Raw genomic sequence first — 26,139 nt, 5'->3', positions numbered from 1 at the left:
TGTAGCTCGGTTTTAGGAAAATGTTTACCTTCAATCGCAATTCAAGTGGGACCTTGGTCTGTTGCGCGTCTCGACCACGCCCGTCAGGTCCGCGGGATATGTTTCGTCCCCTACGGTTCCGGGATCAGAGAAATTCGCCCGTGCCATTCAAACGCACGACGACAGTATCCCGGTTGGCTCCCTAATCTCTCGCAGGTTCGGACAACTGAAACCCTGCTGCGCGAGGCGGTTCGCCGTCTTGGCTCCGGATGCGGTTTCAGCCGTCAAGGCCAACTCTGGCCATGTGCGTAGGGAGGATCGAATGAAAGCGGTAATTCAATGCGGTGGCATGGGAACGCGCCTTCGGCCATTTACATCGGTTTTGCCGAAGCCGCTGATGCCAATTGGCGCGCGGCCAGTCCTCGAGTTGCTGCTGAAATGGCTGCGGCGTAGCGGAATCGAAGACGTCTACGTCACCACCGGCTATCTCGGGCACCTGATCCGGAGCGTGTGCGGTGACGGCTCGCAGTGGAATCTGAGGATCCGCTACACGCAGGAAATGGAACCGCTCGGAACGATCGGCCCGCTTTCCTTGATCAGAGACGAATTGAATGAGCCGTTCATTGTCCTGAACGGCGATGTGCTGACCGACCTGAGCATCAGCCGGTTTACCGCGGCGCACCGCCTGCACAAGGACTCCGTCACGATAGCGACTTCGCTGCGGCTTACCAAGATGGATTTCGGTGTGATCGACGAGGTTGACAACACCGTCCAGGTGTTCCGCGAGAAGCCTGCGCTGTCGCATCTGGTAAGCATGGGCATCTACTGCATGAACCCGGACGTCCTCGACTTCATCCCATCCGGGATACCGTTTGGGTTCGACGACCTCATGCTGCAGATGCTCCAGGCCGGACGCGTCGTGCATGTCTACAAGCACGAAGGTCTTTGGCTCGACATCGGACGCGTCGAGGACTTCCAGAACGCGCAGACAGTTTCCTGGGAAGAGCAGTCGGCGTCCATCGAAGTGGCCGCCGCGGCAGCGTAACGGCCAGGCGCGAGGATCATCGAGGAGGTGACGATGCTCTTGGTAAGTTCCCCGGTCCTGGGAGTGCCAGAAAAAGCGGCTTTGGCGAAAGTGATCGACAGCGGTTGGCTGACGATGGGTGAACGGGTCCGGGCTTTCGAAGAGGCGTTTGCCTTGATGCACGAGGCAGAGGACTGCGTAGCGGTTAGTTCCTGCACCGCAGCCCTTCATCTTATCCTTCACGGATTGGGGATTGGTCCGGGCGACGAGGTGCTGGTTCCTTCGCTGACCTTCGTGGCTACCGCGAACGCAGTGCTCTATGTCGGCGCCACTCCTGTCTTTGTCGACATAGAATCGGCAGACGTCCCTCTGATGTCGCTCAAAGAAGCAGAAGCACGCTGCAGCCCTCGCACCAGGGCCGTGATCCTGGTTCATTTCGCCGGCTATCTTGCCGACAAGGACGCCTGGCAAGCATTCGCCAGCGCACGCGGGCTCTCGATCATCGAGGATGCGGCACATGCTCCCGGCCTAAAAGCGGTTGGCACCTTTGGTGCGGGCGCCGCCTTCAGCTTCTACGGCAACAAGAACATGACGACGGCGGAGGGTGGGGCCGTAATTGCCCGGGACCCCCAACTGCTGGACAGGATTCGCCAGGCTCGCGCGCACGGCATGACCACCGGAACACGCCAGCGACTGAACAGCCGCACCGCGCACTACGATGTGACCATGCTCGGCTTTAACTACCGAATGGATGAAATGCGGGCCGCGATCGGCTTGGTTCAGCTCCAGAACCTGCAGGAGTGGAACGAGATAAGGCGCATTCTTGTCGTGTTGTACCGGCGCCTTATCGCGTTGCGTTGTCCGGCGATCACAATACCGTTCGAAGAACCGCGAGCCTCGGCTTACCACATCATGCCGATCCTCTTGCCGCGCTACGTCAACAGGCAGCATGTCGTCGATGAGCTGCGGGCGCAGGACATACAAACCACGGTCCATTACCCGCCCGTTCATCAGATGACCCTCTACCGTGAGCTTTACCCGGGTACCCACCTGCCGCGCACCGAGGATTTCGCGGAACGAGAGTTGACCATTCCGCTGCATCCTCAGATTACCGCGCCCGCGGTTGAAGCCGTGGTGGACGTCCTGGCGACCGCGCTCAATAGCGGCATCCACGCGGGAACCGCCGCATGAACGCGTTTGATCTATCCATACACCCGCCCGTCGTGTCAGGCGTGAGCCATGGTTTTGGCAGACGCGCGATGGATGTCGTGGCCGCATCCTTGGCCGCGATCGTTTTCGCGCCGCTGATGTTGCTGATTGCATTTGCGCTATTTCTCGAGGGCGGACGCCCCGTGCTTTTCCGGCAGCCTCGCATCGGTGCAGGGGGGCGCATGTTTCATATCTATAAGTTCCGCAAATTCGAGGTTCTGTGTGATCCTCAGGGCCCTGCGTTGACCAGCATAGGCGACCGTCGGCTGACGAAGATCGGGCGCATTTTGGCCAGCACCAAACTGGATGAGTTGCCGCAACTCTGGAATGTGCTCAGAGGCGACATGGCCATCGTCGGGCCACGGCCGGAAAGCCTCGCCTTTGCTGACTGCTTCCATGGCGGCTTCGAGGCGGTCCTAAGATATAAACCCGGCTTGGTCGGCCCGACGCAAGTTCTTTTCCGTCACGAAGCCTCTCTCTACCCGGTCTCAGGAGACCTGTCGTCCTTCTACAGGGAGGCGCTGTTTCCGATCAAAGCCAAGTTCGATCTTTCCTATTATCCCCGACGAACCATCGCTTCGGATGTTGTGTGGATGATCCTCGGTTTTCTGGCGGTAATCGGCTGGGTGCCTGTCGGGCTACTCAGGCGTTGAAGGCTGCTTCTGTGTGCGCGCTCGGCAACCGGAGCGCTTCAGGTGAAAGAAGGAACACCTGGTTATGAGCTACAATGGCAAGAGAGTTCTGGTCACTGGCGCGGATGGGTTCATTGGATCGCACCTGACCGAGGCACTCGTCCGCAACGGTGCCGAGGTGACCGCATTGGCCCTCTATAATTCGTTCGACAGTCATGGATGGCTGGATGATCTGCCAGACGACATCCGAGGTCATCTGAAACTCGTTCGAGGCGATGTACGCGACGGTGCATTCCTGAACCGGATCGTGCGCGGCCAAGCCGTCGTGTTTCATCTCGCTGCGCTTATCGCGATCCCGTACTCATACGCGGCCGCCCAGTCCTATGTGGAAACCAATATCATGGGGACGCTGAATGTCCTTGAAGCGGCCCGCCAATGGGAGACGGAACGGATCATTCACACCTCGACCAGTGAGGTTTACGGCACGGCGCTCAGCATGCCGATCAGCGAGTCCCATCCTCTTCAGGGACAATCGCCATATTCGGCGTCCAAGATCGGCGCCGACATGATGGCGCAGTCCTATGCCAGATCGTTCGACCTGCCCGTCGTGATCCTCCGGCCGTTCAATACATTCGGGCCGCGACAAAGCGAACGAGCCATAATACCGACAATCATCCGGCAGGCGCTCGATCCAAAATGTGTTTCGATCATGGTGGGAGATACCAGCCCGGTCCGCGACCTGACCTTCGTCGAGGACACAGCGGCTGCCTTCCTGAGCGCGGGTTCAGCCACACTCGAATTCGGCCATGCCTACAATGCTGGAAGCCAGCGTGCCGTGACCATATCGGACGTGCTCGATCTCGTGCGCGAACTGAGCAACTGCAAGAAGCCCGTTCACCGCGACGAGAGTCGATTGCGGCCGCAAAACTCCGAGGTTCGCGCTCTGCTGGCCGATTCATCACGGCTCGAACGTGAAACCGGATGGACTGCGCAAACGAGTTTGCGCCACGGCTTGGCCAGAACCATCGATTGGTGGCGGGCGCGCCTCGGCGAAGGTCGGGTACGTCGCGAAATGAGCTACATGACATGAGGTTTTACCCACTCCCATTGACACTGCTCCTGATCGCCTTTGCTGTCCTGCTGCGGGCGGCCGACAGCCAGGGAAACAGCATGTCCACGACGTTCGTCGCGCCAATGCCGATGGATCTCCCAGATTATCTGCATCCCGCGACAGATCCGGCATTCGGCACGAATTTCATGCGCATCACCAATCCCGGCGCACTTGGGGGAGGTGTCGTGTGTGGGACGAAATATTGCAGCCATCGCTATTCGAGCGCTCAAGCCTGGAATGCGGACCAGAGCCTGCTCGTGCTGGCCAATGGCTGCAACGGGCTGTGCTTCCTCGACGGCAAGACATATGCTCCGCTATTCCACCGCGACAAAGGCGGTGAATGCGAATGGCATCCTCGAAACGCAGACGTGATGATCTGCGTTGAGGATCGGAAGATCTCGACATGGGCGCCAAGGACAAACCACGAAGACGTTGTCTTCGTCACGGCTCAATACCACGATCTGCAGTTCGGGCCGTCGAAGGGCAATCCAAGCCGTGACGGCAAACGTATAGCTGTCCGCGCTGTCCGCGCTGATGGAAAAGCGGTGGTGTTCGCCTTCGATCTTGCGGATCGGTTCAAATTCCCGGACATCGATCTCGCTCAGGTTCCCGGAACCACCAGCTCCTGCACCATCTCCCCGCTCGGCACGAACATCCTTTGCTTTCAAAACCTGGCAGACGGCACCGAGCAGAGGGCCATTTTCAGTGTCGATGGTACCTTGCGACAGAGGTGGACAGACCATCACCGCCCGGGCCACGGAGACCTTACGCTCGATGACGACGGCAGCGAGGTCTATGTTGGCATCAGCAAATCCGGCCCCGACAAGTATCACGTGATCAAGCGAAGACTGTCCGATGGGAAGGTGACCTCCCTGACCGGATACGGCGAAGCAGAGCATGCATCGTCGCGTGCTCTGAAGCGGCCCGGCTGGGTCTTCCTGACCTATGGCGGCAACCCTGAGGAGATATCGGCCAATCCAGGCTGGGCACCATATGCACGGGAGGTCATCGCGTTGCGCATCGACGGCAGCGGCGAAGTTCGGCGCATCGTGCAGACACGCAACGCGCCCTTCGACTACTGGAGCGAGACGCATGCGTCACCTTCGCCGGACGGCACACAGGTGATCTGGTCCAGCAATTGGGGCGTGGCCGGTGGACCGGTTTACGACTTCGTCACCCGCGTCGACTGGCCCGAAAACCAGGACAAGAAGGAGATTGTCGCGAATGGTCAACCTTAGCCGATTCTTCCTTGCGACACTTGCGATGCTTTGCGCCCTGCCGATGGCTGCGGCAGCCGATGCGACGATCTATCGAATTTCGCCCGGAGACACCATCGAGATCGCAATCACCTCGCTTCCCGAGCGGACGCAGCGTGCGGTGGTGCAGATGGACGGCACCATCGTCCTCGCCGAAGCAGGCACGGTGCCTGTCGCCGGCCTGACCCCGTCCCAACTTCAGACGCGCTTGCAGGCGATCCTGCCGACCAAGATCTACCACATACGCATGCCGGACGGCCGTGAGCAGGTGGCGGTCGTCAGGCCCGGCGACGTGACGGCGATCATCGCTGAATACCGTCCGATCTACGTGACTGGCGAAGTGCTCGCTCCTGGGCAGCAAGCCTTTCGTCCGCTCATGACGGTTCGGCAGGCGATAGCCGTCGCCGGCGGCTTCAGCCTCTTGCGTGCACGGGCGAACCAGGCTGGGCCGGACCCAACGGACTTGCAGCGCGATTATGAGACGATCTGGGGAGAATACATCAAGGACTATTTCCACAGTGCGCGCATACGTGCCGAACTTCAAAAGCAGCCCGATTTCGACATGAAGGCCCCCCAGGGCTTTCCGCTGTCTTCTTCCCTCGCAACCGAAATCGCGCAGGCCGAGGCAGAAGGGCTGAAGCTCTCGCTGGACAATTTCGGGCAGGAGCAGAGCTTTCTGGAGAAGGGCGCCAAGGATGCAGCGACCCAGGTCCAGGCGTTGCTCCAGCGCGAGCAGGACGAAGCCGATGGAGTCAAGGCCGATGAAGAGGATTTGGCGCAGGTGACCAAGCTCTTCAAGGCTGGCAACCTGACCAACAACCGGCTCGCCGATGTCCGGCGCGCGGTGCTTCTGTCCTCGAGCCGTGCGCTTGAAACTTCGGTCGAACTCATGAGGGCTCGGCGCCAACAGGATGATCTTGCAAGGCAGATTGAGCGCAATGACAACCAGAGGCGTGCCGGTTTGTTGAACGAGTTGCGGGATACACAGGCGCGCCTTGCCGACATCACCGCAAGGCTGCACGCGGTCAGCCAGAAATTGCAGCCGCAGGGAGCATCCGCCTTGCCGCAGCCGATCGGCGGCGAAACCGTGCGGGCCCAGGTGACGATCATCCGCTCCGTCGATGCGCAATGGCGCAAGCAGCCGGCCGACCAGGATACCGCGGTGGCGCCGGGTGATACGATCGAGGTCAGATTCAGCAGCGCGCTCGAAAGCGCGGCGGTGCAATAGACAATCCCTGCCGGTGTCGCCGGCAGCGGCAATATCTTCGATGTCGTTGCGAGAACGGTCGTGAGCGAAGAGATCAGCGTCGTCGGCGCTTACAACAAAGGCAGCATCACCTTCATGGGAATGGAGATCCTGGTTGCGCCCGGTGCGCTGGTGCCGCGGCCGGAAACAGAGCTGCTCGGCTCCATTGCCGTAGATGTTCTGCGCGCAATGGATCTGCCGGCGCCGCGTGTCGTCGACATGTGCTGTGGCGCCGGCAACCTGGCCTGCGCGATCGCTAGCCATATTCAATCCGTGCGAGTTTGGGCCTGCGATCTTACCGACGGCTGTATCGACGCGGCGCGGCGAAATGTCGTTCATCATGGCTTGACTGACCGGATTTCAGTGCATCAGGGTGATTTGTTCGAAGGCGTGTCCGGACTGGAGCTCAACGGCACGCTTGATGCCATCGTCTGCAATCCGCCCTACATTTCGGAGAAGCGGCTCGAGGGTGATCGCCGCCATCTGGTCGTGCTTGAGCCGCGAGAGGCATTCGCGGCCGGTCCTTATGGGCTCAGCATTCATATGCGGGTCGTCAAGGACGCGCTGCGCTACCTCCGACCAGGCGGCGTCCTGCTGTTCGAGGTGGGGCTTGGTCAGGACCGCCAGGTCATAAGTCTTCTGGAGCGCAGCAAGGGCTACGAGCAGATACGCACCTTCGCCAACCATGCCGGTGAAGTGCGGGTGGTCCTGGCAGGGGCCAGGCGGCAGGCATGACCGCGTTCGGCCGGTATCGGGCCGACCGTCCAGATCATTGCTTCTTGCGCCAGATCATTTCTTCTTGCGAACGATGAACCGCGCGATTCCTTGAATCGAATCGAGGTTTTCCGGCAGGAGTTCACTGTCTTCCACTGTGATGCCGAAAGTCTCTTCGATGAACCCGATCACCTCGAGCACTCCGGTCGAGTCGACGATCCCCTGATCGAGCAATGATGCGGTGAGGGATAGCGCCTTGACGTCCGCGATGTAGAAATTCGAGGCCAGGAAGCTGCGGATCTGGTTGATATGAATGTCGTCGCTTTCCGCGGCCGATATCATGGAATCCATCTAATCCATCCTCCGTTGCAAAGGCGACTTGCGATCGCGCTTCTGAAACAATCTACGACAGGGCCGCTTTCTTGAGTTTTCCGGTATCGGTCATCGGCAGGCTGGGCACGATGACGATGGTCTTTGGCACCATGAAATTCTCCAGCCGTTTCCGGCACTCCATCAGGAGCTGCCTTTCGCCGACAATTCTTCCCTGCTCGATGACGACGAATGCTTTGACCGCTTGCCCGAGGAGGTCGTCGGGGACACCGATGACCGCGGCTTCCTTCACCCCAGGGACGTCCATAAGCACGCTTTCCACCTCTTTGGGAGCGACCTTTTCGCCTCGTGATTTTATGATCTCGTCACCACGGCCGACGAAGTACAAATAGCCTTCAGCGTCCATCCGGCAGTAGTCGCCCGTGTAGAGGACCTGCTCGCCCGGCAGCGGCCCCGGCTTCAGCTTCCTTGCCGTGGCCTCTGGCTTGCCCCAATAGCCTTTCATCACCGTTGCGCCGCGGACTACAAGTTGGCCAACGACGCCCGGACCGACCCGCCTGCCACTCTCGTCGACGATCCACACTTCTGTGTTGGGAATGGCAATGCCTACGCTGAGGGGCTTTCGCCCGAGATCGTCGGGCGGCAGATAGCTGCAGCGTTTGCATTCGGTGAGGCCGTACATGGAATAGATGCGTGCGCCCGAAAACAGCTCCCTGAGCATGGCAATCTGCTTGAGCGGCAGGGCGGCCGCGGTATTGGTGACATAGCGGATGCTCGCGAAATCGTTGCTCTTCAGCGATCTGAGCTCCGCAAGCGCCGCGAAGATCGTGGGCACGCCCGGAAAGCCTGTGATCTGCTCGTCCTTGATCACCTGAAGGATCTGCGCCGGAAAAGCGAAGGAGCGTTCGAGGACGAGCCGTGCGCCGGTGCGAAAGGCCATGATCATTTGATAGAGCCCGTAGTCGAAGGCGAGGGGCAGGACGTTGAGGATCACCTCATCTTCACGCAGTTCCAGGTAGGAGGCGATCGATGTGCACGCGGCAGTCATGTTGCCGTGCGTCAACATGACCCCCTTGGGTTCGCCGGTGGATCCGGAGGTGTAGACGATGGCCGCGAGATCGATGTCGATCGATTTGCGCGGCGGCGCAACAGAAGGTCTGTCGACGATCGTGTCCCAGCGAACGGCGTGCGGCAATCGGTTGAACTCGGCCTCGTTGATCGTCCCAGAGACAATCACCGCCCGCAGCGAGTGACAGTCGCGCGACGGTTGGCAGAATATCGAGTGTAGATGGCTGTCCGTGATCAGCGCCGCTGGCAGGCAATCGTTGAGCAGGTAATGAAGCTTCTCGCTTTTCGTAAGCGGGTTGACGATGCAGACCACGGCGTTCGCCTTGAGCACCGCCCAGAAGCTGACGACGGTTTCGACCGTATTGTCGGCGAAGATCATGACGCGGTCGCCACGCTCGACGCCCGCCGCGGCCAGGAAATGCGCGATCCTGTCGGAGCGCTCATCGATCTCCGCATAGGTGACACGTTGCTTGCCGGCCACCAACGCGATCTTGCCGCCAAGCCGGACGGCGGAATGGATGAGGTAGTCCTGCAGGAGTGGTACGGCGCCGTGGATCATGCCAGGACCCTTTCCCGCTGTTCGTGATCAACGTCGATCCTGAGCTCGGCTTTGTCCGCTCCGCCCGGGCGGCTCGCGATGAACTGCTGATGCAGAAGCTGGGTCGACAGCACGCCGACCAGTGCCATGTTGTCGGAGTTGGAGAGATCGCCGCCGCCGGCCCTGGACCGGCACTTTCCAAGCAGGAAAGCCACCGATTTCGGATCGAAGACGTTTGCCGCGCGCAATGCCGTGTCCGACAGTGCTTCGCGAATGTAATCTGGTGCATCATGACCAACGAAACTAAGCGCATTTGGCGCCCTGTAGGGCTGCTTCGTGCGGGCAACGACTTGCGGTGGGACGATCGGCTGCGCCACTCGCTTGAGCACGTGCTTTTCGTCGAGGATGCGCAACTTGTAAGCATCCGGAAGCGAATTCGCGAGCGCCACGACATCGTCGTCGAGATAGGGGAAGCGTCCCTCGACCGAGTGTGCCATCAGCATCCTGTCGCCCTGCGAGGAGAGCAGGTAGCCCGACATCAGCGTTCGGATTTCGAGATACTGGTCCTGGGCAAGGAAGCTCCATCGCGAAAATTCGGCGGGAAGAGGGGCGAGCAGTTCGGAGACTGCATTGCGGTGCTGCGAGGCGCCGCGCATGTCGGGGCAGAATAGGCGCTTGATGGCGCTCGTGGTGCGCCAGCGCGTGTCATGTGCAAAGCCGGCCCTCTCGCAGGCATGAAGATCGCGCCCGAAGAACTGTCGCGCCATGGCCTGTTGGTGCACCGGTGAGCGCGACAGATAGGGGTAGAGACGCTCGAGCAGTCGCGCACGCCGGCTCGAAGCAGGTTGACGCCCCCAGAAGCGGCGAACCTTGCCTTCGCGGAAAAGGTCGTAGCCGGCGAACATCTCGTCGGCGCCTTCCCCTGTCAGCACAACCTTGATGCCGCGCTCGCGGACCAACTTGGACAGAAGGAAGAGCGGTGCCGGGGCCGTCCTCAGGATTGGCCGCTCGGCGTGGTAGACGACCTCGGGAAAAACCGCTGCAATGTCGCGGCGGGAAATCACCACCTCGTGGTGCTCGCTCGCGGTCGCGGCGGCGACCAGGCGCTGGAAATAGGTCTCGTCGTATTCGGCGTCGGCAAAACGCAAGGAGAATGTCTGGAAGCGCTCCCCCGCGAAACGTCTCCCAAGCGCCGCGACAAGCGAGCTGTCGAGCCCACCGGACAAATAGCAGCCCACCGGCACGTCGGCCTGCACCATCCGCAGCGCCGTCGCGGCTTCGAGCGCACCGCGGACCGCCTCGACGGCATCGTCGCACGAGCCGGTGAACCATTCAGGGTCGGAAGCGGAAATTCGCGGATAATGCGGCTCCCAGAAGGCCGTCTCCCGTGCCACGCCACCTTCATAGAGCCGGATATGTCCAGGCTGCAGTTCCTTGACGCCTTCGAAGACGCTCTGCGGCGGGATCACCGTCCAGAATGTGAACGTCTGATCGATTCCTGCCGGATCAAAGGCGCGAGGAATCGCTGTTTCCGCAGCGAAAATGGCTTTGACTTCGCTTGCAAAGAAGACGCGGCCGCCGTGCTCGCAACAATACAGCGGGCAGATGCCGTAGCGGTCACGCGACAGGATCAGGCGGCCGGCAGCAGAGTCCCATATCGCGACTGCCCATTGACCATTCATCCGTTCAAAGGCGGCCTGGCCCCAGGCCTGGTAAGCGTGGAGCACGACTTCCGTGTCGCTATGCGTGCGGAAGCGGTGACCAAGCGCGATCAACTTGTCGCGCAATTCGACGTAGTTGAAGATTTCACCGTTGAAGACGATCCATGTCAGGCCGCTCACGTCGGCGAGTGGCTGCTGGCCGTGCAGCAGGTCGACCACGGACAGGCGGGCATGCGCCAAACCCGCACGTCGGTCGCGGTACAGCCCCCGCTCGTCGGGTCCGCGGTGTGCGAGCGCGCCCACCATACGCAACAGCGCTTCCCGCGAAGGAGGTGGGGCAGTGGCGCTCAGCGCGACAATTCCGGCGATCCCGCACATCCGTCAGTCCACCGTCATTGGCACCGAAGGCAAAGGCTGGGCGTGCAGATAGCGCGCCGCTCGACGCTTGGCTTCGATATCCTTGAAGACCTTCTGGACCTCGTCTGGTGACAACCCGGCAACATCAGCGACATCATCGGCGCAGATGCCATGGTTCACGCCGTAGAGGCATAGGTCCGTCTGATGATAGGGCAGGGCGAAGTAGAACTCCTCCTGGCTCTGCGCCATGGAGAAGGTGTCGGTCGTCGGCGGCCTGCGCCGGATCTCCCCGTCCACACCGAGATATTCCGCCAGTTGATAGACCTGCGTCTTGTAGAGGTGGACGATCGGCATCAGGTCAGCGATTCCGTCGCCTTGCTTGACGAAAAAACCCTGATCATATTCGAGGCGGTTAGGCGTACCCGCCACCGCATAGCCGAGACGGTCCGCGTGATAGTACTCAGTCATCTTGCGAATGCGCTGCTTGTAATTGGTCGCGGCCACTATCTGCAGATAGGCCGCTCCTGACAGGCGCACGGTATCGATCTTCCCCTGGGGATCCTGAACGGTGAGACGGGTGATATTGAGGCCTTTGCTCTCCAGCACCGAGGTCAGCACCAGCTTGCATTTCCACCCTTCGCCGTAGTCCGGAACAACGGTGCGAATGGCCTCTATCTGCCGGCTATAGGCACCGATGGCGTCGAGCGCCGGCGCAATGTCCTCGGCGATGGTGTCGATGCCCAGCTGACCGGCGATAACGCGCCCCAGCCTCAGCGAGTCCCCGGACGAGTCACGCTCCGGCATGAAGATCCCGAGCACCCTGTCCTTGCCGAAGGCAGCCACGCACAACGACGCGACCACCGAACTGTCGATGCCGCCTGAGAGCCCGACCACCACTCCGCGCCGGCGGAGCGTGACCAATACCTGCTCGCGCACGGATGCTACGATGCGGTCGACCTCCGCGGCCGCATCCAGTGCCAGAACATCCTTGCCGAACCGCGAAGTCACGCGAAGCTGCCTTTCATGGTTGAAGACTCGGCCGGCGAATAAGTGCGAGCGACCGCCTCCTCGATCAGCGGACGATTGACGCCGATGTGCGGCTCGACGACCAGATCAATGTGGTTGCCGGCAATCGGGATGACCTGCAGGTCCGCGAACACCCGATCCCATCCGATGGCAAGAGGCATTCCCGGTCGCGCGCAACGGAACAGCGTTCCGGTGATCGGGAGCACCGTTCTTGGCTGTTCCAACCAACGGAAGAAGGCCTGCGCACGCAAGACTTCCTGCAGCTCCAGCTTGATGCGGAAGCTGGTTGCGTTGAATTGTCCTCGGGAAAAGTGGTCGATGGCTTGGGCAAGACGAGCTTCCTGGCCGACCTTGACCGTGAGCTTCGCCAAAACACGGCAAGCCATTCGATAGGGTGACATGCGGTTGGATCGGACCCGGCGCAAGGTGCGGGTGATTGTCTCCCAGGGACGGCTCCGCTCGCCAGCCAGGCTGGTGTCGAGGATACCGACAAACTTCACGGACCTTCCCTCCTTCAGCAGGCGCACGGCAACTTCGAATGCGACGGCTCCGCCGAGCGAGTGGCCGAGTAGCCTTACATGGCCTGACGGCTGGATGCGGTTGATCTGTTCAAGCGCGGCGTCCACCATGGCGGCAAGATCGTTCTGACCGCTGAGAATCGTCGCGAGGTTGGGATATCTTATCGGACGGACCGTTGCGACTTTGCCCATGGCTGAGGCGAAGGCTGCAAGACTAGGCCCATAGCCCACGGAGCCGGGAAACAGAAAGAGAAAAGGCCGATCATGCTCCAGAACATGACCGGGCGCATTGCCGGCTTGTGCGGACGCGACCGCGTTGACCATCGCCTCGGCGCTCATCCCGACGGTAAATGCCTCAAGATCCAGTTCCTGGCCGATTTCGTTCTCGATCTCCATGACGCAGTGGAGCAGCTTCAGCGAGTCCCCTCCCGCTTCATCCCATCGCCCGACGGCTGCCCGCGTGTTGAGGACCCTGGTCCAGGCATTCTGCACTGCTTGATGGGCCTTGAGATTGCTGCCTGAAATCGGTGGATCGGCAACTTGGGTAGGCTTCTTGGCCAGAAGATCCATTTTCCCGAGTTTCGCCACATCTATTTTTCCGCCCGCCAGGCGCGGAATGTCCTCTACCCTGTGGAGCCGAAGCGGCCGCAGTGGCGGCGGTAGCGTCTTTGCAAGCAGCTGGCGAAGGTCGTCGGCGAAGGCCGGACCGGCGGAATTCCTGGGGATCGCGAAAGCGACCAGTTCGTTGGCCTCGGTCACGATCGTCACCGCATCCTCGACTGACGAGGCGGAGCGCAGGATCCTCTCGACTTCGGCCGGCTCGATGCGCCGACCGTTGATCTTTATCTGCCGCCCCTTGCGGCCGACGATCCTCAGCAGGCCCCGATTGTCCAATTGGACGAGATCGCCGGTCGCGAATATCCGTTGACTTGGATCATCGGGATCCGCCTCGGCAGGGATGACGGTGCCGTTTTCCCAGTGGCCGAGCAAGACGTAGGGGCTCTTGATGACGAGTTCCCCGCTTCCGCCCCGCGGTACGCTGTCACCGTCCTCGTTGACGATCGCAAAAGCTATTCCTGGCAAGAGCCGGCCGACCGGCACGGACGTTTGGTTCTTTGGTTGAACGCGAGGCAGAAACCATTGTGACCCGGTCGTCTCGGTTGACGAGTAGCCGATCTGTACGAGGCAATGAGCAGGAATCGCCTTTCGCAAAAGGGCAATGTCGGTCCAAAGCACTTTCTCGCCGCCGACGCGGACCACCCTGAGCGATCCGAACGCATCGGCGGGGGCATTGGCCATGAGGGCGCGAAGCAGCGCGGGCACGAGGTAAGTAAGCGTCGCGCCAACCTGCTGCATTCGCTCGCGAACCGCACGCAGACCGATCGCTTCCACGTCGACCATATGCAAAGTGGCGCCGCACAGGACCGAAGTCAGGATTTCTCGACAGCCGGCTATGGTGGCGGGCCCGGTCAAGGGGAGGAAGACATCGTCGGAATTGATGTGACACGCATCGGCATATTGGTGCACCCGCCAGAGCAGGCTGCGCTGGCTGTTGACTATACCCTTGGGAGATCCGGTGCTGCCAGACGTGTAAAGAACCATCGCCGGTGCATCGACGGACACGGCAGGCAATTGCGTTGATGACAGCCGCTCCGTCGACGCGGGGCTGGCAGTCACATCGATCCACCGTATGTCCTTGGGTAAACCCGCATGCCGGTTTCCAACGCCAAGAATGGCGCGGAGCCGCGCGACGCCCACGATCTCGTTGACACGGGCGATTGGGTCCCGGGCGTTGAGCGGGACCGAAATCCTTCCCGCCGCCATGCTTGCCAGGACAGCAACGATGTACCAGACGGAGTTTGGTTGATAAATTCCGATCGGCTGCCCCACGGGAACGACGGCAGCGATCCGGCGGGACAGGACTTCGACGGCAGTTGCAAGCTCGAAGTACGACAGTTGATTCACGCCGTCATGCACAGCGGCTTTTTCGGAATATTGGGCCGTGACTTTCTTGAGCTGATCGGCAATCCCGACATCCGCAAATGCCGGCCCCAACTTCTGATGAAGGCGCAGCGCCGGGCCACCTTGATCCAGGGCGTAGGCCGCGACGTCTATCCATCTGCGGGAGGGCCGAGAATCCTGGTGATGGTCCTGATCCGCTGCTGGTGCATTCAAATACGCCGGGAGCATGGCTTGCCTGGGTTTACGGTTGATACCCGGTTATGAGCTTGCAAGAGGGGGAATTCATCGATCATTCTGATGATGAACAAGGCACGGAAAGAGATTAGGCGTCGGGTTTCCTTGCCACGGGCGCAGCGTTGGAACCGATCCGCTGTTGATCTGTTGTTTACCCAGCGTGGAGATGTCCCCTCAACTCCTAGCCGATCGCCCGCTGCACTCCCCCGAGGCAGTGGGCTTTCTTTTTCAATTGGAAATCGCGGGCTCTCGAACAAGCCTGTCAGGCGAGATGAGCCGCTGCTGTAAATAGGATTTAGCGTCTTCCCGAGAGACCTGGAGGCTTCCGTCAGGTGCTGTCCTTGTATGACTTCGCCGCCTCATCGATCTTGCGCCAATCGTTGCCGTGGCGACGTACCAGCTCCCTTGCCTGAGCGGGCGACAGGTCATGCGTTTCGACGACATGCCGGACCTCCGCGTCCTCGCCCTTCAAGGGACGTGTACGACGCCTCTTGGTCGGTTGATCCCCCATTTCTCCATCTCGCCTTGACACGATCGTTTCCTCCGGTGTCGCAAACAAGCTGCGAGTAGGGAAAAGGTTTCACTGTTGGGTGCACGAAGCCCCAATAGCCTCTGCGGTACGGCAGTTGTCTTGCCGAAGGCATCAATTCCGCCCAAGCGCCGTGTCCCGTAAAGCAACTGAAGCGGAGAGAGGATTTGGTGTGCCTCGGGCAGTGACCATTCACTTGCGATCCAGCACCTTACGGATCTTCTCTGCCAATTCGTCAATCGTATAGGGCTTGGTCAAAAGCTCCGTTCCAAAATCAAGTGTGCCGTTGTGGACAATCGCGTTTCGTGTGTAGCCGGTGGTGTAGAGCACTTTTAGCGACGGGTGCATGCTCTTGACCTGATCCACCAGTTCCCGGCCGGACATCTCCGGCATGACGACGTCAGTGAACAGAAGCGACGGCACTTGCCCGCTTGCGACGGCCGCCAGCGCGTCCCGCGGCCCTTGCATTTCCAACACGGAATAGCCCAGTTCCCGCAGCGCCTCCGCAGCCATCAGCCGGACGCGATCTTCATCCTCGACAACCATGATGATCTCGTCCTCACTGCCGGGGTGCTCGCCCGCCACGGACTCGGCCGGGCTGTCGACCACGTCGCCGTGCGAGCGCGGCAGATAGATTTTCAAAGTGGTTCCGATACCCTGCTCGGAATAGATCTTGACGCTGCCGCCGGACTGGCGAACAAATCCATAAACCTGGCTGAGCCCCAGCCCGGTGCCTTTGCCAACCCCCTTTGTGGTGAAGAACGGATCGAAGGCTCTGGCCAACACGTCAGCAGTCATGCCGGTTCCGGTGTCCGTGACAGCTATCATCACATACTGGCCGGAGGGTATTGCGTTTTCTCTCGCATACCGGTCGTCGACATGGGCATTGGATGTCTCGATGGTCAGCCTTCCACCAGCGGGCATGGCATCCCGCGCGTTGACGCAAAGGTTGAGCAACGCGCTTTCCAGCTGCCCTGCGTCGACTTCCACATGCCAAAGTCCCGCGGCGAGCACGGTCTCGATTTGGATTGTCTCCCCAAGCGTCCGGCTCAGCAATTCACTCATATCCGAGACGAGGCGATTTGGATTCAGGCGCTTGGGCGCCAGAGGTTGCTGGCGAGAGAAGGCAAGCAGCCGCTTGGTAAGTTCTGCAGCACGTTGGGCTCCATCGATCGCGCCGGTCACGAACTGGTGGACGTTGGTATCGCCGTTTCTGAGCTTGCGCTGCACAAGGTTCAGTCCGCCGATGATGACAGCCAGCATATTGTTGAAGTCGTGCGCGATGCCACCGGTAAGCTGTCCGACAGCTTCCATCTTCTGGGCCTGCCGCAGGTGCTCTTCTGCTCTGGTGCGTTCGGCGACTTCGTCCATGACACGTTGTTCAAGGGTGCCATTGAGCGTCTGCAGCGCCTTGAACAGTCGAGAATTGTCGATTGCCGTCGCGGCATGGCCCGCAAGCCCCAGCAAGGCCTTCTCTTGCTGTTCGGCGAAGACGCCGATCTCTGCATGACCAAAGAAGAGGCCGCCCAGCACCTCTCCCGAACGCGAGACGACCGGTACCGCAAGATAGGAACGCACTGGCAGATAGCCCTCCGGCATTCCCTTGCGGGGCCAGTTCTTGCCGTAGCGGGGGTCGGCGAGGATGTCGTCGGAGCGCACCACGCTTGTCCCGCGGAAAGTGGGGTCGAACACCGCCGTGTTGCGAGGCATTGGAAATTTTTCGAACGCGGAGCGAGGTGCGCCCGACAGGGCGTAGAGCATGTAGCTGTCGCCCTTGTCGTCGATCACATTGTAGAAGAAAGCTCCGAATTGTGCGCCCGACAGCGCTACGCCGGCATCAGTTACCGTTTGAACAATCCGCTCCACGTCGAGCTCGGCCGCTACCGCGGCAGCGGTGACGTTCATCATCTGAAGCTGATGCTCCACCCGCTTTCGCGCGGTGATATCCATGACGGTACCAATGAAGCGGACCGCGCGCCCTGACTGGAAAAGCGACTCGCCCGCTGCCGCAATCCAGCGTTCCTTGCCGTCGTGCAAGCCGACCGTCCGATATTCGATGTCGTAGCGGGAAGACGTGCCCGGCGCGAGCGCCTGGCGTACGGCCTCGTCGGCGCGGGCCCGATCTTCTGGATGAATACCCGCCAGGAACGCGCTTTCATATGTTACCTCCGCGTCTGGCGGGAGGCCGAAAAGGGCTTTGCACCGGTCATCCCACCGCAGCGCCTTGGTGACGGGATCGTAGTCCCAGGTCCCGATAGCCGCTGCGTCCGTGGCAAGCCGGAGGCGCTCCTCACTGGCCCGGGCCGCCTGTTCCGAGCGAACGCGCTCGATGTGAGCCCAGGACCGCTCCGTCACCTCCGTCAGCAAGGACAGTTCGCGCTGTGACCAGACGCGGGGCTGCTTGTCGTGAATGGCCATCAGGGCGGTCAGCCGGCCCTGTTTTACCAAGGGCATGCAGATGGTTGCCGTTATGCCGATGTCCTGAAAGGTCTTTGCCTCCTCGGGTGCAATTTCCTCGAGGTTGTTGTTGATGATGAGCGGCCGATTGGCGCTGAGATTGGTGACCGCCAGGCGACCAAAATCGGTAAGACTGTAATACCCTCTGATGCTGGGCGAGCCGGGTGCGCTCCAGTCGCCACGGATGGTGAAATGGTCCCGGTCCTGCTCCATGTCGGCGTAGGCGCAAATCGAGACGGCAAGATGTTCGCCCAACAGACGAGTGGTGATCGCCATGACGGCGTCGGCGTCGGCCGCGAGGGCAATCTCCCTTCCAAGACGGTCGAGAAAAGCCAGGCGTTCGGCGTTCTCACGCAGCGCTCGCTCAGCGCGAAGCCGCTCTATGGCGGTACGCGTCCGGTCCGCCACTTCCGAAATAAGGGCGACCTCCTCCTTGGCCCAGCGTCTGGGCGCGGAGTGGTTCAGGTATAGCAGCGCCACCAAACCGCCATGCTCGGTAACCGGCATGTTGATGACGGATTGGGCGCTGATGGCTTTGAGAGCCTCTGCATGGTCCCTTGTTCGCGGGTCTGTCTCGGCATTTTCGAAGACAACGGTGTCGCCCCGCTTCAAGTCCTCGATATACGAGCCGTAGTTCCTGAAATTCAGGGTCCCAGCCAGGCTTTTGATGCCTGGCGCGTTCCAATCCCTCTCGATCGTGATGGTTTCTTTCTCAAGATCGATCGTGCCGTATCCGGCTCGGCTGACATCGAAATGTCTCCCTACCAGTTCCGCGGCTGCGTGGGCCAGTTCGGCAGGATCAGTAATCTCGCGAATCCGGTCGCCCAGCGCCGCCAACAGCTCGAAGCGTTGCAGTTCAGATTGACGATCGCCTGAAGTGACCCCCATATCGCCCCCGTTTTGCCCGGACTGGATAATGCAGTTGACGGCCAAGAGTTCCATTGCGGCCCGCACGCTTCTTTGACGGGCAGGCCGGCGGTTCGCGCGAACACCTTGAGTGACACACGACGAGACGCGGCTTGAACGGCAAGAAACATCTACGATGTCCCTTTGGTCGCCTTGAACTTTAGAACACTCGCGGTTCCAACGGTCGTGCGACTTCCATTGGGCGTAGCGATAGCCGCGTCACTATACGCAATTGGATCTTTTGTGCGCGAACTTGCCTCGGTCCATCATAGGTTAGCGACACGTCGCGCGCTGTGCCGCATAAGCGAGAGGTCAGCGGGCATGTAACGGGCTCCGCTGCTTGGGAGACCATCGCACTCTCGCTCGTTTGGAGACGCTTGATGCTTGACCGACCCATTCGCACGGATACCCTCTACCCGAATGACCTGGACACGCTTCGCGCGGTCTTCGACGCGATGTGCCAGGAGTTTGCCATTTTGCCGGACACCGCGGCGGCTCACTCCATCGCGAGAGAGCTGATCAGGCTGTTCCAGACCGGGATCACGGAATCGGCCATGCTGATGATTGCCGTGCGCGCGCGTTGGCAGGACGACCGGCAAAGGGACGCCAGCAACGCTGCCTGACCTCTGCCGATGCAGGGGCGCACAATCGGTGCATCCTTTTCGAAACGGTGGCGTTGACCGTCACCCTGCCAGCAATGGCCGATCCGTTATCACCACCGACAGGAGGGATCGATGCCGAAATTTCGTTTCGAGTTTATCGAGGTCATGTCCCAGCCTGCAATCTTCGCCGACATGGCTGATCGGGATGAGGCCATCAAAGAGGCGAAGCGCGCAGCCAAGGAGGCCATGCTTGACGGAATTATCGATGGCGCGGACCCGACCAGCTGGGTGACGAAAGTCTACGACGAGGCGGGTTATCTCGTCGTCACACTTGGATTCCAGGATCTGGTCGCCGCCCCCGAGGATTCGCAACGATTAAGAGAGGCGGACGAACCTGGCGTCATGCGGTCTGGCTGAAGCCCGATGTCTCGGTTCACCGGGGCCAGTCGAGTTCGATCCAGGCTGGCGCGTGATCGCTTGGCTTGTCCCATCCCCGTACCGTCTCATCCACGCCCGCGCCGGCCAGCCTGTTCGTGAGCGAGGGGCTCACGAGAAGATGGTCCATGCGAAGGCCGGAACTGCGGTCGTAACCGCCCCGATAGGAAAAATTCCAGTAGGTATAGACGCCTCTCTCGGGACGGATCAGCCTGACGGCGTCGGTCCAGCCATCGGCAAGCAGGTCGGCGTAAGCCTGTCGGCTCTCCGGGAAGTAGACGGCGTCGCCCAGCCATCGTGCCGGAACCGCGGCGTCGATCGGCGCCGGCACCACGTTGTAGTCGCCGCAAAGCAGGCTGGCGGGCGCGTCCTTGATCAGGAGCCGTCCGTAGTCGATCAGCCGCTCGAACCAGCGGAGCTTATAGTCGAACTTCGGACCAGGCGCCGGGTTGCCGTTGGGTAGGTATAGGCAACCAACGACGAGACCGTCGATCTCCGCCTCGATGTAACGGCTATGCGTGTCATCGGCGTCACCGGGCAACCCGCGCCGACGCTCATGCGGCTGCTTGCCCCGAGCGAGAATGGCTACGCCGTTGTACGACTTCTGTCCGTGCCATATCGCCCCGTAGCCGGCGTTGCTGATGGCATCGGCAGGAAACTTTTCGTCCGATGTTTTCAATTCCTGGAGACAGATGATGTCGTGGTGCGTCTCACCCAGCCATTTGAGCAGAACCGGCAATCGACCGTTGACGCCGTTTACGTTAAAGGTAGCGACCCGGATCATCTGAAGCCTTGAGGCATCCATTCATAAAATGGCGCTCCCCGTTTGAGCGAGTTCGGCAGCGCCCTTTGTCGGCGGCCTCAGCTCTTCACTCATATCATTCATGGCCTGCGAGCCGCCCGACGTCGTTTGAGGACGAGGTCAGCGGTTGTGTTTCGCAGGTGCTCACCTTGTCCGTCAGGATTAACCCCGAAGCGGTAAGAAGGTTTCGACGCCGAGCAGGACCGGTGTGACAACGAGATCGAAGCTCTCTGGCTGCGGCTGAAGCCGGCCGGGCTTATGCGGTCTCTCCGCGTGTCGTTCTGGAACATCGAACGAACCAGATAGTTCGCCGCTGATGGAGCAAACCTGCGGTGAAAGCCATGCCGGTCACCCGCTCGCCGACGCTGAAGATGTGCTGATCGTCGGAGGCGGGCCAGCGGGACTGACCGCGGCCCAATATCTCGCCCGTTTTCGCCATCGCGTGCTGGTGGTCGATGCCGGCCAGCCCCGTGCCGCTCTGATCCCGAAAAGCCATAACTGTCCGGGCTTTCCCGAAGGGATAAGTGGCCCCGACCTTCTCGATCGGCTTGGCCGCCACGCGAGCTTGTACGGAGCAACCTTGATGCGGGGGCAGGTGTTTTCGCTGGCCGCTGGCGAGGGAGGCTTTGATGCTGAGACCTCGATCGGCGCAATCCGCGCGCGTAAGGTTTTCCTGTCGACCGGGATTGTCGACACGACACCCGAATTGCCCCGCTTGGCGGAGGCAATTGCGGCCGGTGTCGTTCGGCTTTGTCCGGTGTGCGACGGATATGAGGTGATCGACCGGAAGATAGCGGTCGTGGGGCAGGGTGACAGAGCCTTGCACGAGGCCATTTTCCTCAGCCGATTCACACCACACGTAACGATGCTGGGGACCCACGCATCGGACTTTTCAACCAGCACGCGTCGCGCGGCGGGCGAAAGAGGGATAGTCATCCGTCACACTCTCGACAGGCTCAGCCCGGCTGCTGACGGTTGTGCGGCGATTTTGCAGGATGGAGCGACCTGGCGCTTCGATGCAGTCTACGCGGCCTTGGGATGCAAGGTGCGCTCGCACCTCGCCCTGGCCGTCGGCGCGAGATGTTGCGCGGAGGGCTACGTCACGGTCGATGAGCACCAGCAGACTTCCGTCGCCGGCATGTACGCCATCGGCGACGTTGTGAAAGCGCTGAATCAGATTGCGGTCGCGTTTGGACAAGCTGCCATCGCCGCGTCCCATGCCCATAGAGAGCTTACCGCCTAGGCCGTTTGAGCCGGCTACAAAGCGTCGTCTTTGTCCAGCGGAACAAGCCGCCACTCCGAAGGTTTGGGCAGGCAGGGCACCGGGCAGGGCAGTTGCTGGCAGGCATGGGCATGGCGTTCGACAGGGATGGACCGAAGCTATCGACCGTGCTGCTCATCGCCGCATTGTCGGCACTTGCCGGGTACAATCACGCCCGCGCCAAACGTGCGCTTGTTGGCCGGGCGCACGGCAATGTCATGGAGGTTGACGGCCTTCGCCTGCATTTTATCGAAGCCGGCACCGGCATGCCGCTCATTCTGCTGCATGGAAACGGATCCATGGCACAGGATTTCAAGTCGAGCGGCATCTTCGATCAGGCGGCAAAAACCTATCGGGTACTCGCATTTGATCGGCCGGGCTTCGGGCGAAGCACGCGGTCGCGCGGCCGGCGGTGGTCTGCCCGCGACCAAGCCGATCTCATACATGCCGCCGCCGGCAGGCTGGGTATCGAGAACTACATCGTGCTTGGACATTCGTGGGGCGCTTGGGTAGCCCTCGAATTGGCGCGCAGGCATTCTCATTCGGTTGCCGGCGTCGTGCTGGTCTCCGGCTATTACTATCCGCCGCCGCGGCTTGATCTTGCGCTGGCCGCCCTCCCGGCTCTGCCATTCGTCGGCACCGCGTTTCGCCACACCTTGCTGCCGGTGCTTGTGAGGCTTGCCTGGCCTTGGACGATGCAGAAGATCTTCCACCCAGCGGATGTCGCTGCCGACTTCGCCGTTCTCGCAAAAGATATCGCCAGCCGCCCTTCCCAACTGCGGGCGGTGTGTTCGGAATCGGCATCGATGCTGGCGGCGGCCCTGCTGACGAAGGCCAGCTACACGGACATTGGTGTCCCGACAGGCATCCTGGCGGGTTCTGGAGACCGGCTGTTCGACGCCGAGGGGGAGGCACGACGCCTGCATGCGGAGGTCGGTGGGTCCCTCCTCGACGTCGTTGAGGGCGCCGGCCATATGGTTCATCAGAGCGCCCCGGGGGCGGTGATCGCCATGGTGGACACGATTGCAGGACGGCACTCCTCGTCTGAAGAGACCGGCGGCCATGAGCCCGCGAGTTCAGGCGGTGCAGCCTCGCCGGACGTGCCAGGCGGGCGATGAGCAACGCTCGGATGACATTGGCCGCCAAACCGGGCGTTCAAAAATGAACGATCAGCATCCCGCCGACATGCAGTCGGTCCTTCAGCAGAACATACAGGCTCTGGTCGACCACAGGCGACAACAGGAGGAGCACCAAGGCGTTCAGGTGCGAATTGCCGGCATCATTTCGCGCTTCGCGGGAAGCATGCCTTTTGTCTATTTGCATCTCGCAATTCTGGTCGCCTGGATCCTTGCGAACCTTGGCCTGATACCGGCTGTCCCAGCTTGGGACCCAACTTTTGTGATCCTGGCCATGGTGGCTTCGGTCGAGGCGATCTTCCTGTCCACCTTCGTGCTGATCAACCAAAACAGAATGGCCGAACACAGCGAGCGCCGAGCGGAGCTGGATCTGCAGATCAGCCTTCTCAACGAGCACGAAACCACGAGGCTCATCGAAATGGTGGCTGCTTTGACGGAGCGCCTCAATGTCTCCACACCGGCCGATCAGGAGCTGCCGCAACTGGCCGAGAATGTCGATCCCCGGCAGGTGATGACGGAAATCCAGCAAGCTTCTGGAGATCAGGAGAAATCTTGAGCAAAAACGAAATGCCCCGCATTGGAGGCGGGCTGCCGCGGAGGCTAATCGAATAAGAGCCTACATCCAGAGGAACATTCGCTGCACTTCAAGGTTCGGTCGCGGGCCTACAATCCTCCCTTGTCTTGGCCTTCGAGGCTGTCGAAGCAGCTTCAGCCCGTCTCGGCTTTCCGAGGCGGGCTTCTCATGACTCCGCCGCGAGGTCGCGGTGACAACAGGCCGATGCGTGTCATATGGAACCAAGTTGACGCCGAGATCGTAGTAGCGGTGGCGACTTGGGGATATCCCGGATGAGCGATGGCGTTGTTCTGATCGTCGAAGACGAGACGATGATACTGCTCGACCTCGAGTCAGCTTTGGAGGAGGCTGGCTTTCAGGTCGTCGGCGTTCGAAATGCTGCCGAGGCGCTGGCGGCCTTCGACCCCGATCCCACCAGGTTCAAGGCCGTGCTCACCGACATCCGTTTGGGGCCGGGACAATCCGGGTGGGAGATCGCCCGGCATTTGCGTAGGGCCAACTCGACCATCCCAGTTGTCTATATGAGCGGCGACAGCGCGGTACACTGGGGAGCGGAAGGAGTGCCCAACAGCATTATGATCACCAAGCCCTTCTTTCTGCCGCAAATCATAACCGCCGTTTCGCAGCTTTTAAACGCTCGGCAAGCCCCAGAAACTCACACCTAGCGCTGATAAGCTTTTTCTCCTTCCACGAAAATCCATGGAACATTCTGTCCCGACCAGCGTTAGGGCGCGCCGGAGAATCCTTATTGTAGGTTTCTTGCAGCGCATGGGCGGGATGAAATGCATAGGGATGCCTATACCCCATCGGAACTTGCCGTACTGAGCCGTGTCCTTGCACGCAGCAATCTCAAGAACGAGACTGAAGCCGAGAGAGAACGGCGCGCATCGCGCATCCTTGCTTACTACCAAGCCGGGATCACGGACGAGAACGAGCTTGAACAGCTGTCCCGGCAGCCGCTGGGAAGATGACGACTGAGCGTCCGTGTCTCGGCAAGCATGCATTTATTCGTCGAGCTTTCGGTCGAGTTCGTCGAGCAACGACCGATGCTCGCGCGGCATGTCCGCATCGGTCGGTAGGTCCAGCAACTGGCGAAGCTGGCGACGGCTGGCGTCCGATGCAATCCACTGACGTATGAGACGGGCTATGGCCTTCTGTTGCGCCTTGCCGATTTCTTCCATGTTGGGAACCCGAACTTGTCCGAGGGTCGAACTCGGCGGATCCCCTCATGGTTCCCTGTCATGCATAACAAACCTGCGGTTGAGCTATGGGCCACCTCAAGGCAAGCGATGTGTGGCTGCCTGAAAGGCATCCCGAATTTTTTGCCTTGAACACGGCCGCGCTTTGCTCACCATCAATTCGATATTTCAGGCGTGGCTTCCGCCGGGACACCCGACAGGACAGCCATTCTTGTCCTCGCATCCTGTATCCGGCCCTTGATGGTGGCTGTGTCGCAATCGCAGATGTCGGCGGCGTCTTCATAGGACAGTCCGAGCATGCAAACCAGAACGATGGCCTGCCGCTCCGGATCCGCCAGGAGGTCAATGGCACGCGCCACCCTGGGGCCGGCTTCCATCTGTTCCTGTGTGTCCGTGGCAAAAGGTTCTGACAGGCAGCTCGCCGGTCCTCGAGGCTGGGGGGCTGTGCCTTCAAGCCTGGCCAAGGAAGCCCTACGCATGGTGGCGAAGATCCAGGGCTTTACCCGGCTTCCGTCAAGACCATCGAGATCTGCAATCCCTTTGACCAGTGTTTCTCGGACAAGATTGTCAGCTTCGTCGATGCTGCCGCTGAGCGAACGTGCGAATGCCCGCAATGCGGGAACAAGGTCGACCAGGTTCGTCTGTTCGCCAGAACCTGGCAAGGACGATCCGCCAGGGTCGGTAGCGGGCTGTGTCTGCTCCGCAAGCGCCGGATCGGACGCGTTGAGCTTGCGATGGTGGTCAGCCATCACACCGATCCTCCAGGGACATGGGACCTCTTTCGTGTCGGTCTGATCTGGTGGGGTGAAGGGTCCAAGAAGCGACAATTGCCATGTTTTGCTCCAGGCTGATACTCGGGCCCGTCATCAGCAGGGTCCTGCGTGCGAGCAAGGATGCATTGTCCCCCGGCACGCACAGACCCAATTAATCCGGTCGCCGACTAGGCGCACTTACATAGATTAAAGCGCCCACCCGCTTGCATTCATGGATCTACTCCATGACCGAGCGCTGAGTGATCTATGGCTCGCGGCTTTGGATATATGTCGGCTCGATGCCCGTCCGATGGGCATGTTGAAGCTGGTTGGGTGGGGGGCTGATCCGATAATGGCGCGAAAATCGGCCGAATTCATCTCATCAATTTGATCTGAAGCGAGAGGCTTAGCCGCAGAACCTTGTCGCCATTTTCATCACGCACCTCGACAAACAATTTCTGGCCGTCGACGCTTTTCAATGCGTCTCTCGTAAGATCGATAAGGCCTTCGAATCCGACTCGGCGCACCTCTTCCAGGCCAGCGCATTCGACACCTATCTCATCCTGCAAGACCAAATCGCGATCGCCGGTGTCAAAGAAAAATCGTGCCATGGGAGAGCTT

At 60.6% G+C, this 26,139-nt stretch carries 23 protein-coding genes; 13 read left to right on the top strand and 10 right to left on the bottom strand.

The features are described from left to right. The first annotated feature begins 301 nt into the window (after window positions 1-301). The 7 genes from FJ543_RS20635 (at window position 302) to FJ543_RS20605 (ending at window position 7,192) form a co-directional block, all read left to right on the top strand. Window positions 302-1,024 (top strand): NDP-sugar synthase, encoded by a 723-nt coding sequence (locus FJ543_RS20635; RefSeq protein WP_015316392.1) that lies wholly within the window; start codon window positions 302-304, stop codon window positions 1,022-1,024. Between the two features lie 33 nt (window positions 1,025-1,057). Next, the gene (locus FJ543_RS20630) at window positions 1,058-2,194 is read left to right on the top strand and encodes a DegT/DnrJ/EryC1/StrS aminotransferase family protein (protein WP_015316393.1); all 1,137 of its coding nucleotides are present in this window, start codon (window positions 1,058-1,060) and stop codon (window positions 2,192-2,194) included. Then, window positions 2,191-2,865, top strand: coding sequence for a sugar transferase (locus FJ543_RS20625; RefSeq protein WP_140614635.1), 675 nt, complete (start codon window positions 2,191-2,193; stop codon window positions 2,863-2,865). The genes FJ543_RS20630 and FJ543_RS20625 overlap by 4 nt, the downstream gene beginning before the upstream one ends. 64 nt (window positions 2,866-2,929) lie before the next feature. Then, entirely contained in the window at window positions 2,930-3,934 is a 1,005-nt protein-coding gene (locus tag FJ543_RS20620) for an SDR family NAD(P)-dependent oxidoreductase (RefSeq protein ID WP_140614634.1), read from the top strand. Next, on the top strand, window positions 3,931-5,193 hold the full coding sequence (locus FJ543_RS20615) for a hypothetical protein (protein WP_140876739.1): 1,263 nt from the start codon (window positions 3,931-3,933) through the stop codon (window positions 5,191-5,193). Before FJ543_RS20620 ends, FJ543_RS20615 begins: the two co-directional genes overlap by 4 nt. Then, window positions 5,180-6,439, top strand: coding sequence for a polysaccharide biosynthesis/export family protein (locus FJ543_RS20610; RefSeq protein WP_140876737.1), 1,260 nt, complete (start codon window positions 5,180-5,182; stop codon window positions 6,437-6,439). Before FJ543_RS20615 ends, FJ543_RS20610 begins: the two co-directional genes overlap by 14 nt. 60 nt (window positions 6,440-6,499) lie before the next feature. Next, window positions 6,500-7,192, top strand: coding sequence for a class I SAM-dependent methyltransferase (locus FJ543_RS20605; protein WP_140876735.1), 693 nt, complete (start codon window positions 6,500-6,502; stop codon window positions 7,190-7,192). Between the two features lie 54 nt (window positions 7,193-7,246). On the opposite strand, the gene FJ543_RS20600 is transcribed toward FJ543_RS20605, so the two are convergent. The 6 genes from FJ543_RS20600 to FJ543_RS20575 all read right to left on the bottom strand — a co-directional run bounded on the left by FJ543_RS20600 (window position 7,247) and on the right by FJ543_RS20575 (window position 18,739). After that, window positions 7,247-7,513: an acyl carrier protein gene (locus FJ543_RS20600; RefSeq protein ID WP_023771446.1), complete on the bottom strand. Its 267-nt coding sequence runs from the start codon at window positions 7,511-7,513 to the stop codon at window positions 7,247-7,249. A gap of 61 nt (window positions 7,514-7,574) precedes the next feature. After that, window positions 7,575-9,128, bottom strand: coding sequence for an AMP-binding protein (locus FJ543_RS20595; RefSeq protein ID WP_015316400.1), 1,554 nt, complete (start codon window positions 9,126-9,128; stop codon window positions 7,575-7,577). Further along, window positions 9,125-11,146 carry an asparagine synthase (glutamine-hydrolyzing) gene (asnB, locus tag FJ543_RS20590; protein ID WP_140876733.1) on the bottom strand — a complete coding sequence of 674 codons (2,022 nt, stop codon included), beginning with the start codon at window positions 11,144-11,146 and terminating at the stop codon, window positions 9,125-9,127. The genes FJ543_RS20595 and asnB overlap by 4 nt, the downstream gene beginning before the upstream one ends. Window positions 11,147-11,149: 3 nt before the next feature. Continuing rightward, complete coding sequence (gene nadE, locus FJ543_RS20585) at window positions 11,150-12,133, bottom strand: NAD(+) synthase (RefSeq protein WP_140614629.1); 984 nt, start codon at window positions 12,131-12,133, stop codon at window positions 11,150-11,152. Beyond that, window positions 12,130-14,859 (bottom strand): AMP-binding protein, encoded by a 2,730-nt coding sequence (locus FJ543_RS20580; protein WP_140876731.1) that lies wholly within the window; start codon window positions 14,857-14,859, stop codon window positions 12,130-12,132. The genes nadE and FJ543_RS20580 overlap by 4 nt, the downstream gene beginning before the upstream one ends. Before the next feature lie 727 nt (window positions 14,860-15,586). Further along, window positions 15,587-18,739, bottom strand: a complete 3,153-nt coding sequence (locus tag FJ543_RS20575) for a GAF domain-containing protein (protein ID WP_140876849.1) — start codon at window positions 18,737-18,739, stop codon at window positions 15,587-15,589. A 398-nt stretch (window positions 18,740-19,137) separates the two neighbouring features. On the opposite strand from FJ543_RS20575, the gene FJ543_RS20570 reads away from it, so the two are divergent. Both FJ543_RS20570 and FJ543_RS20565 read left to right on the top strand, forming a co-directional pair. Beyond that, entirely contained in the window at window positions 19,138-19,380 is a 243-nt protein-coding gene (locus FJ543_RS20570) for a hypothetical protein (RefSeq protein WP_140876729.1), read from the top strand. A 111-nt stretch (window positions 19,381-19,491) separates the two neighbouring features. Further along, window positions 19,492-19,776, top strand: coding sequence for a hypothetical protein (locus tag FJ543_RS20565; protein ID WP_140876727.1), 285 nt, complete (start codon window positions 19,492-19,494; stop codon window positions 19,774-19,776). Between the two features lie 16 nt (window positions 19,777-19,792). Here FJ543_RS20565 and xth read toward each other — a convergent pair whose 3' ends face one another. Then, window positions 19,793-20,578, bottom strand: a complete 786-nt coding sequence (xth, locus tag FJ543_RS20560) for an exodeoxyribonuclease III (protein WP_015316408.1) — start codon at window positions 20,576-20,578, stop codon at window positions 19,793-19,795. 334 nt (window positions 20,579-20,912) lie between these two features. Here xth and FJ543_RS20555 point away from each other — a divergent pair, with 334 nt between their 5' ends. From FJ543_RS20555 to FJ543_RS20540, 4 genes are all read left to right on the top strand, one after another. Then, on the top strand, window positions 20,913-21,839 hold the full coding sequence (locus FJ543_RS20555) for an NAD(P)/FAD-dependent oxidoreductase (RefSeq protein WP_140660815.1): 927 nt from the start codon (window positions 20,913-20,915) through the stop codon (window positions 21,837-21,839). 110 nt (window positions 21,840-21,949) lie between these two features. After that, complete coding sequence (locus FJ543_RS20550) at window positions 21,950-22,975, top strand: alpha/beta hydrolase (protein WP_140876725.1); 1,026 nt, start codon at window positions 21,950-21,952, stop codon at window positions 22,973-22,975. A 43-nt stretch (window positions 22,976-23,018) separates the two neighbouring features. Further along, window positions 23,019-23,549: a DUF1003 domain-containing protein gene (locus FJ543_RS20545; RefSeq protein ID WP_140725922.1), complete on the top strand. Its 531-nt coding sequence runs from the start codon at window positions 23,019-23,021 to the stop codon at window positions 23,547-23,549. A 290-nt stretch (window positions 23,550-23,839) separates the two neighbouring features. Further along, window positions 23,840-24,232, top strand: coding sequence for a response regulator (locus FJ543_RS20540; protein ID WP_140876722.1), 393 nt, complete (start codon window positions 23,840-23,842; stop codon window positions 24,230-24,232). Between the two features lie 339 nt (window positions 24,233-24,571). On the opposite strand, the gene FJ543_RS31505 is transcribed toward FJ543_RS20540, so the two are convergent. From FJ543_RS31505 to FJ543_RS20525, 3 genes are all read right to left on the bottom strand, one after another. After that, window positions 24,572-24,748: a hypothetical protein gene (locus tag FJ543_RS31505; RefSeq protein WP_157163632.1), complete on the bottom strand. Its 177-nt coding sequence runs from the start codon at window positions 24,746-24,748 to the stop codon at window positions 24,572-24,574. 173 nt (window positions 24,749-24,921) lie between these two features. Then, window positions 24,922-25,515 (bottom strand): sigma factor-like helix-turn-helix DNA-binding protein, encoded by a 594-nt coding sequence (locus tag FJ543_RS20530; RefSeq protein WP_140876720.1) that lies wholly within the window; start codon window positions 25,513-25,515, stop codon window positions 24,922-24,924. 377 nt (window positions 25,516-25,892) lie between these two features. Then, window positions 25,893-26,129, bottom strand: coding sequence for a hypothetical protein (locus FJ543_RS20525; RefSeq protein ID WP_015316415.1), 237 nt, complete (start codon window positions 26,127-26,129; stop codon window positions 25,893-25,895). Window positions 26,130-26,139: the final 10 nt, after the last annotated feature.

It is taken from the genome of Mesorhizobium sp. B2-5-7 (assembly GCF_006440875.1).
GTDB classification, from domain to species: Bacteria; Pseudomonadota; Alphaproteobacteria; order Rhizobiales; family Rhizobiaceae; genus Mesorhizobium; species Mesorhizobium australicum.
This window is presented reverse-complemented; position numbering and strand designations above follow the sequence as displayed.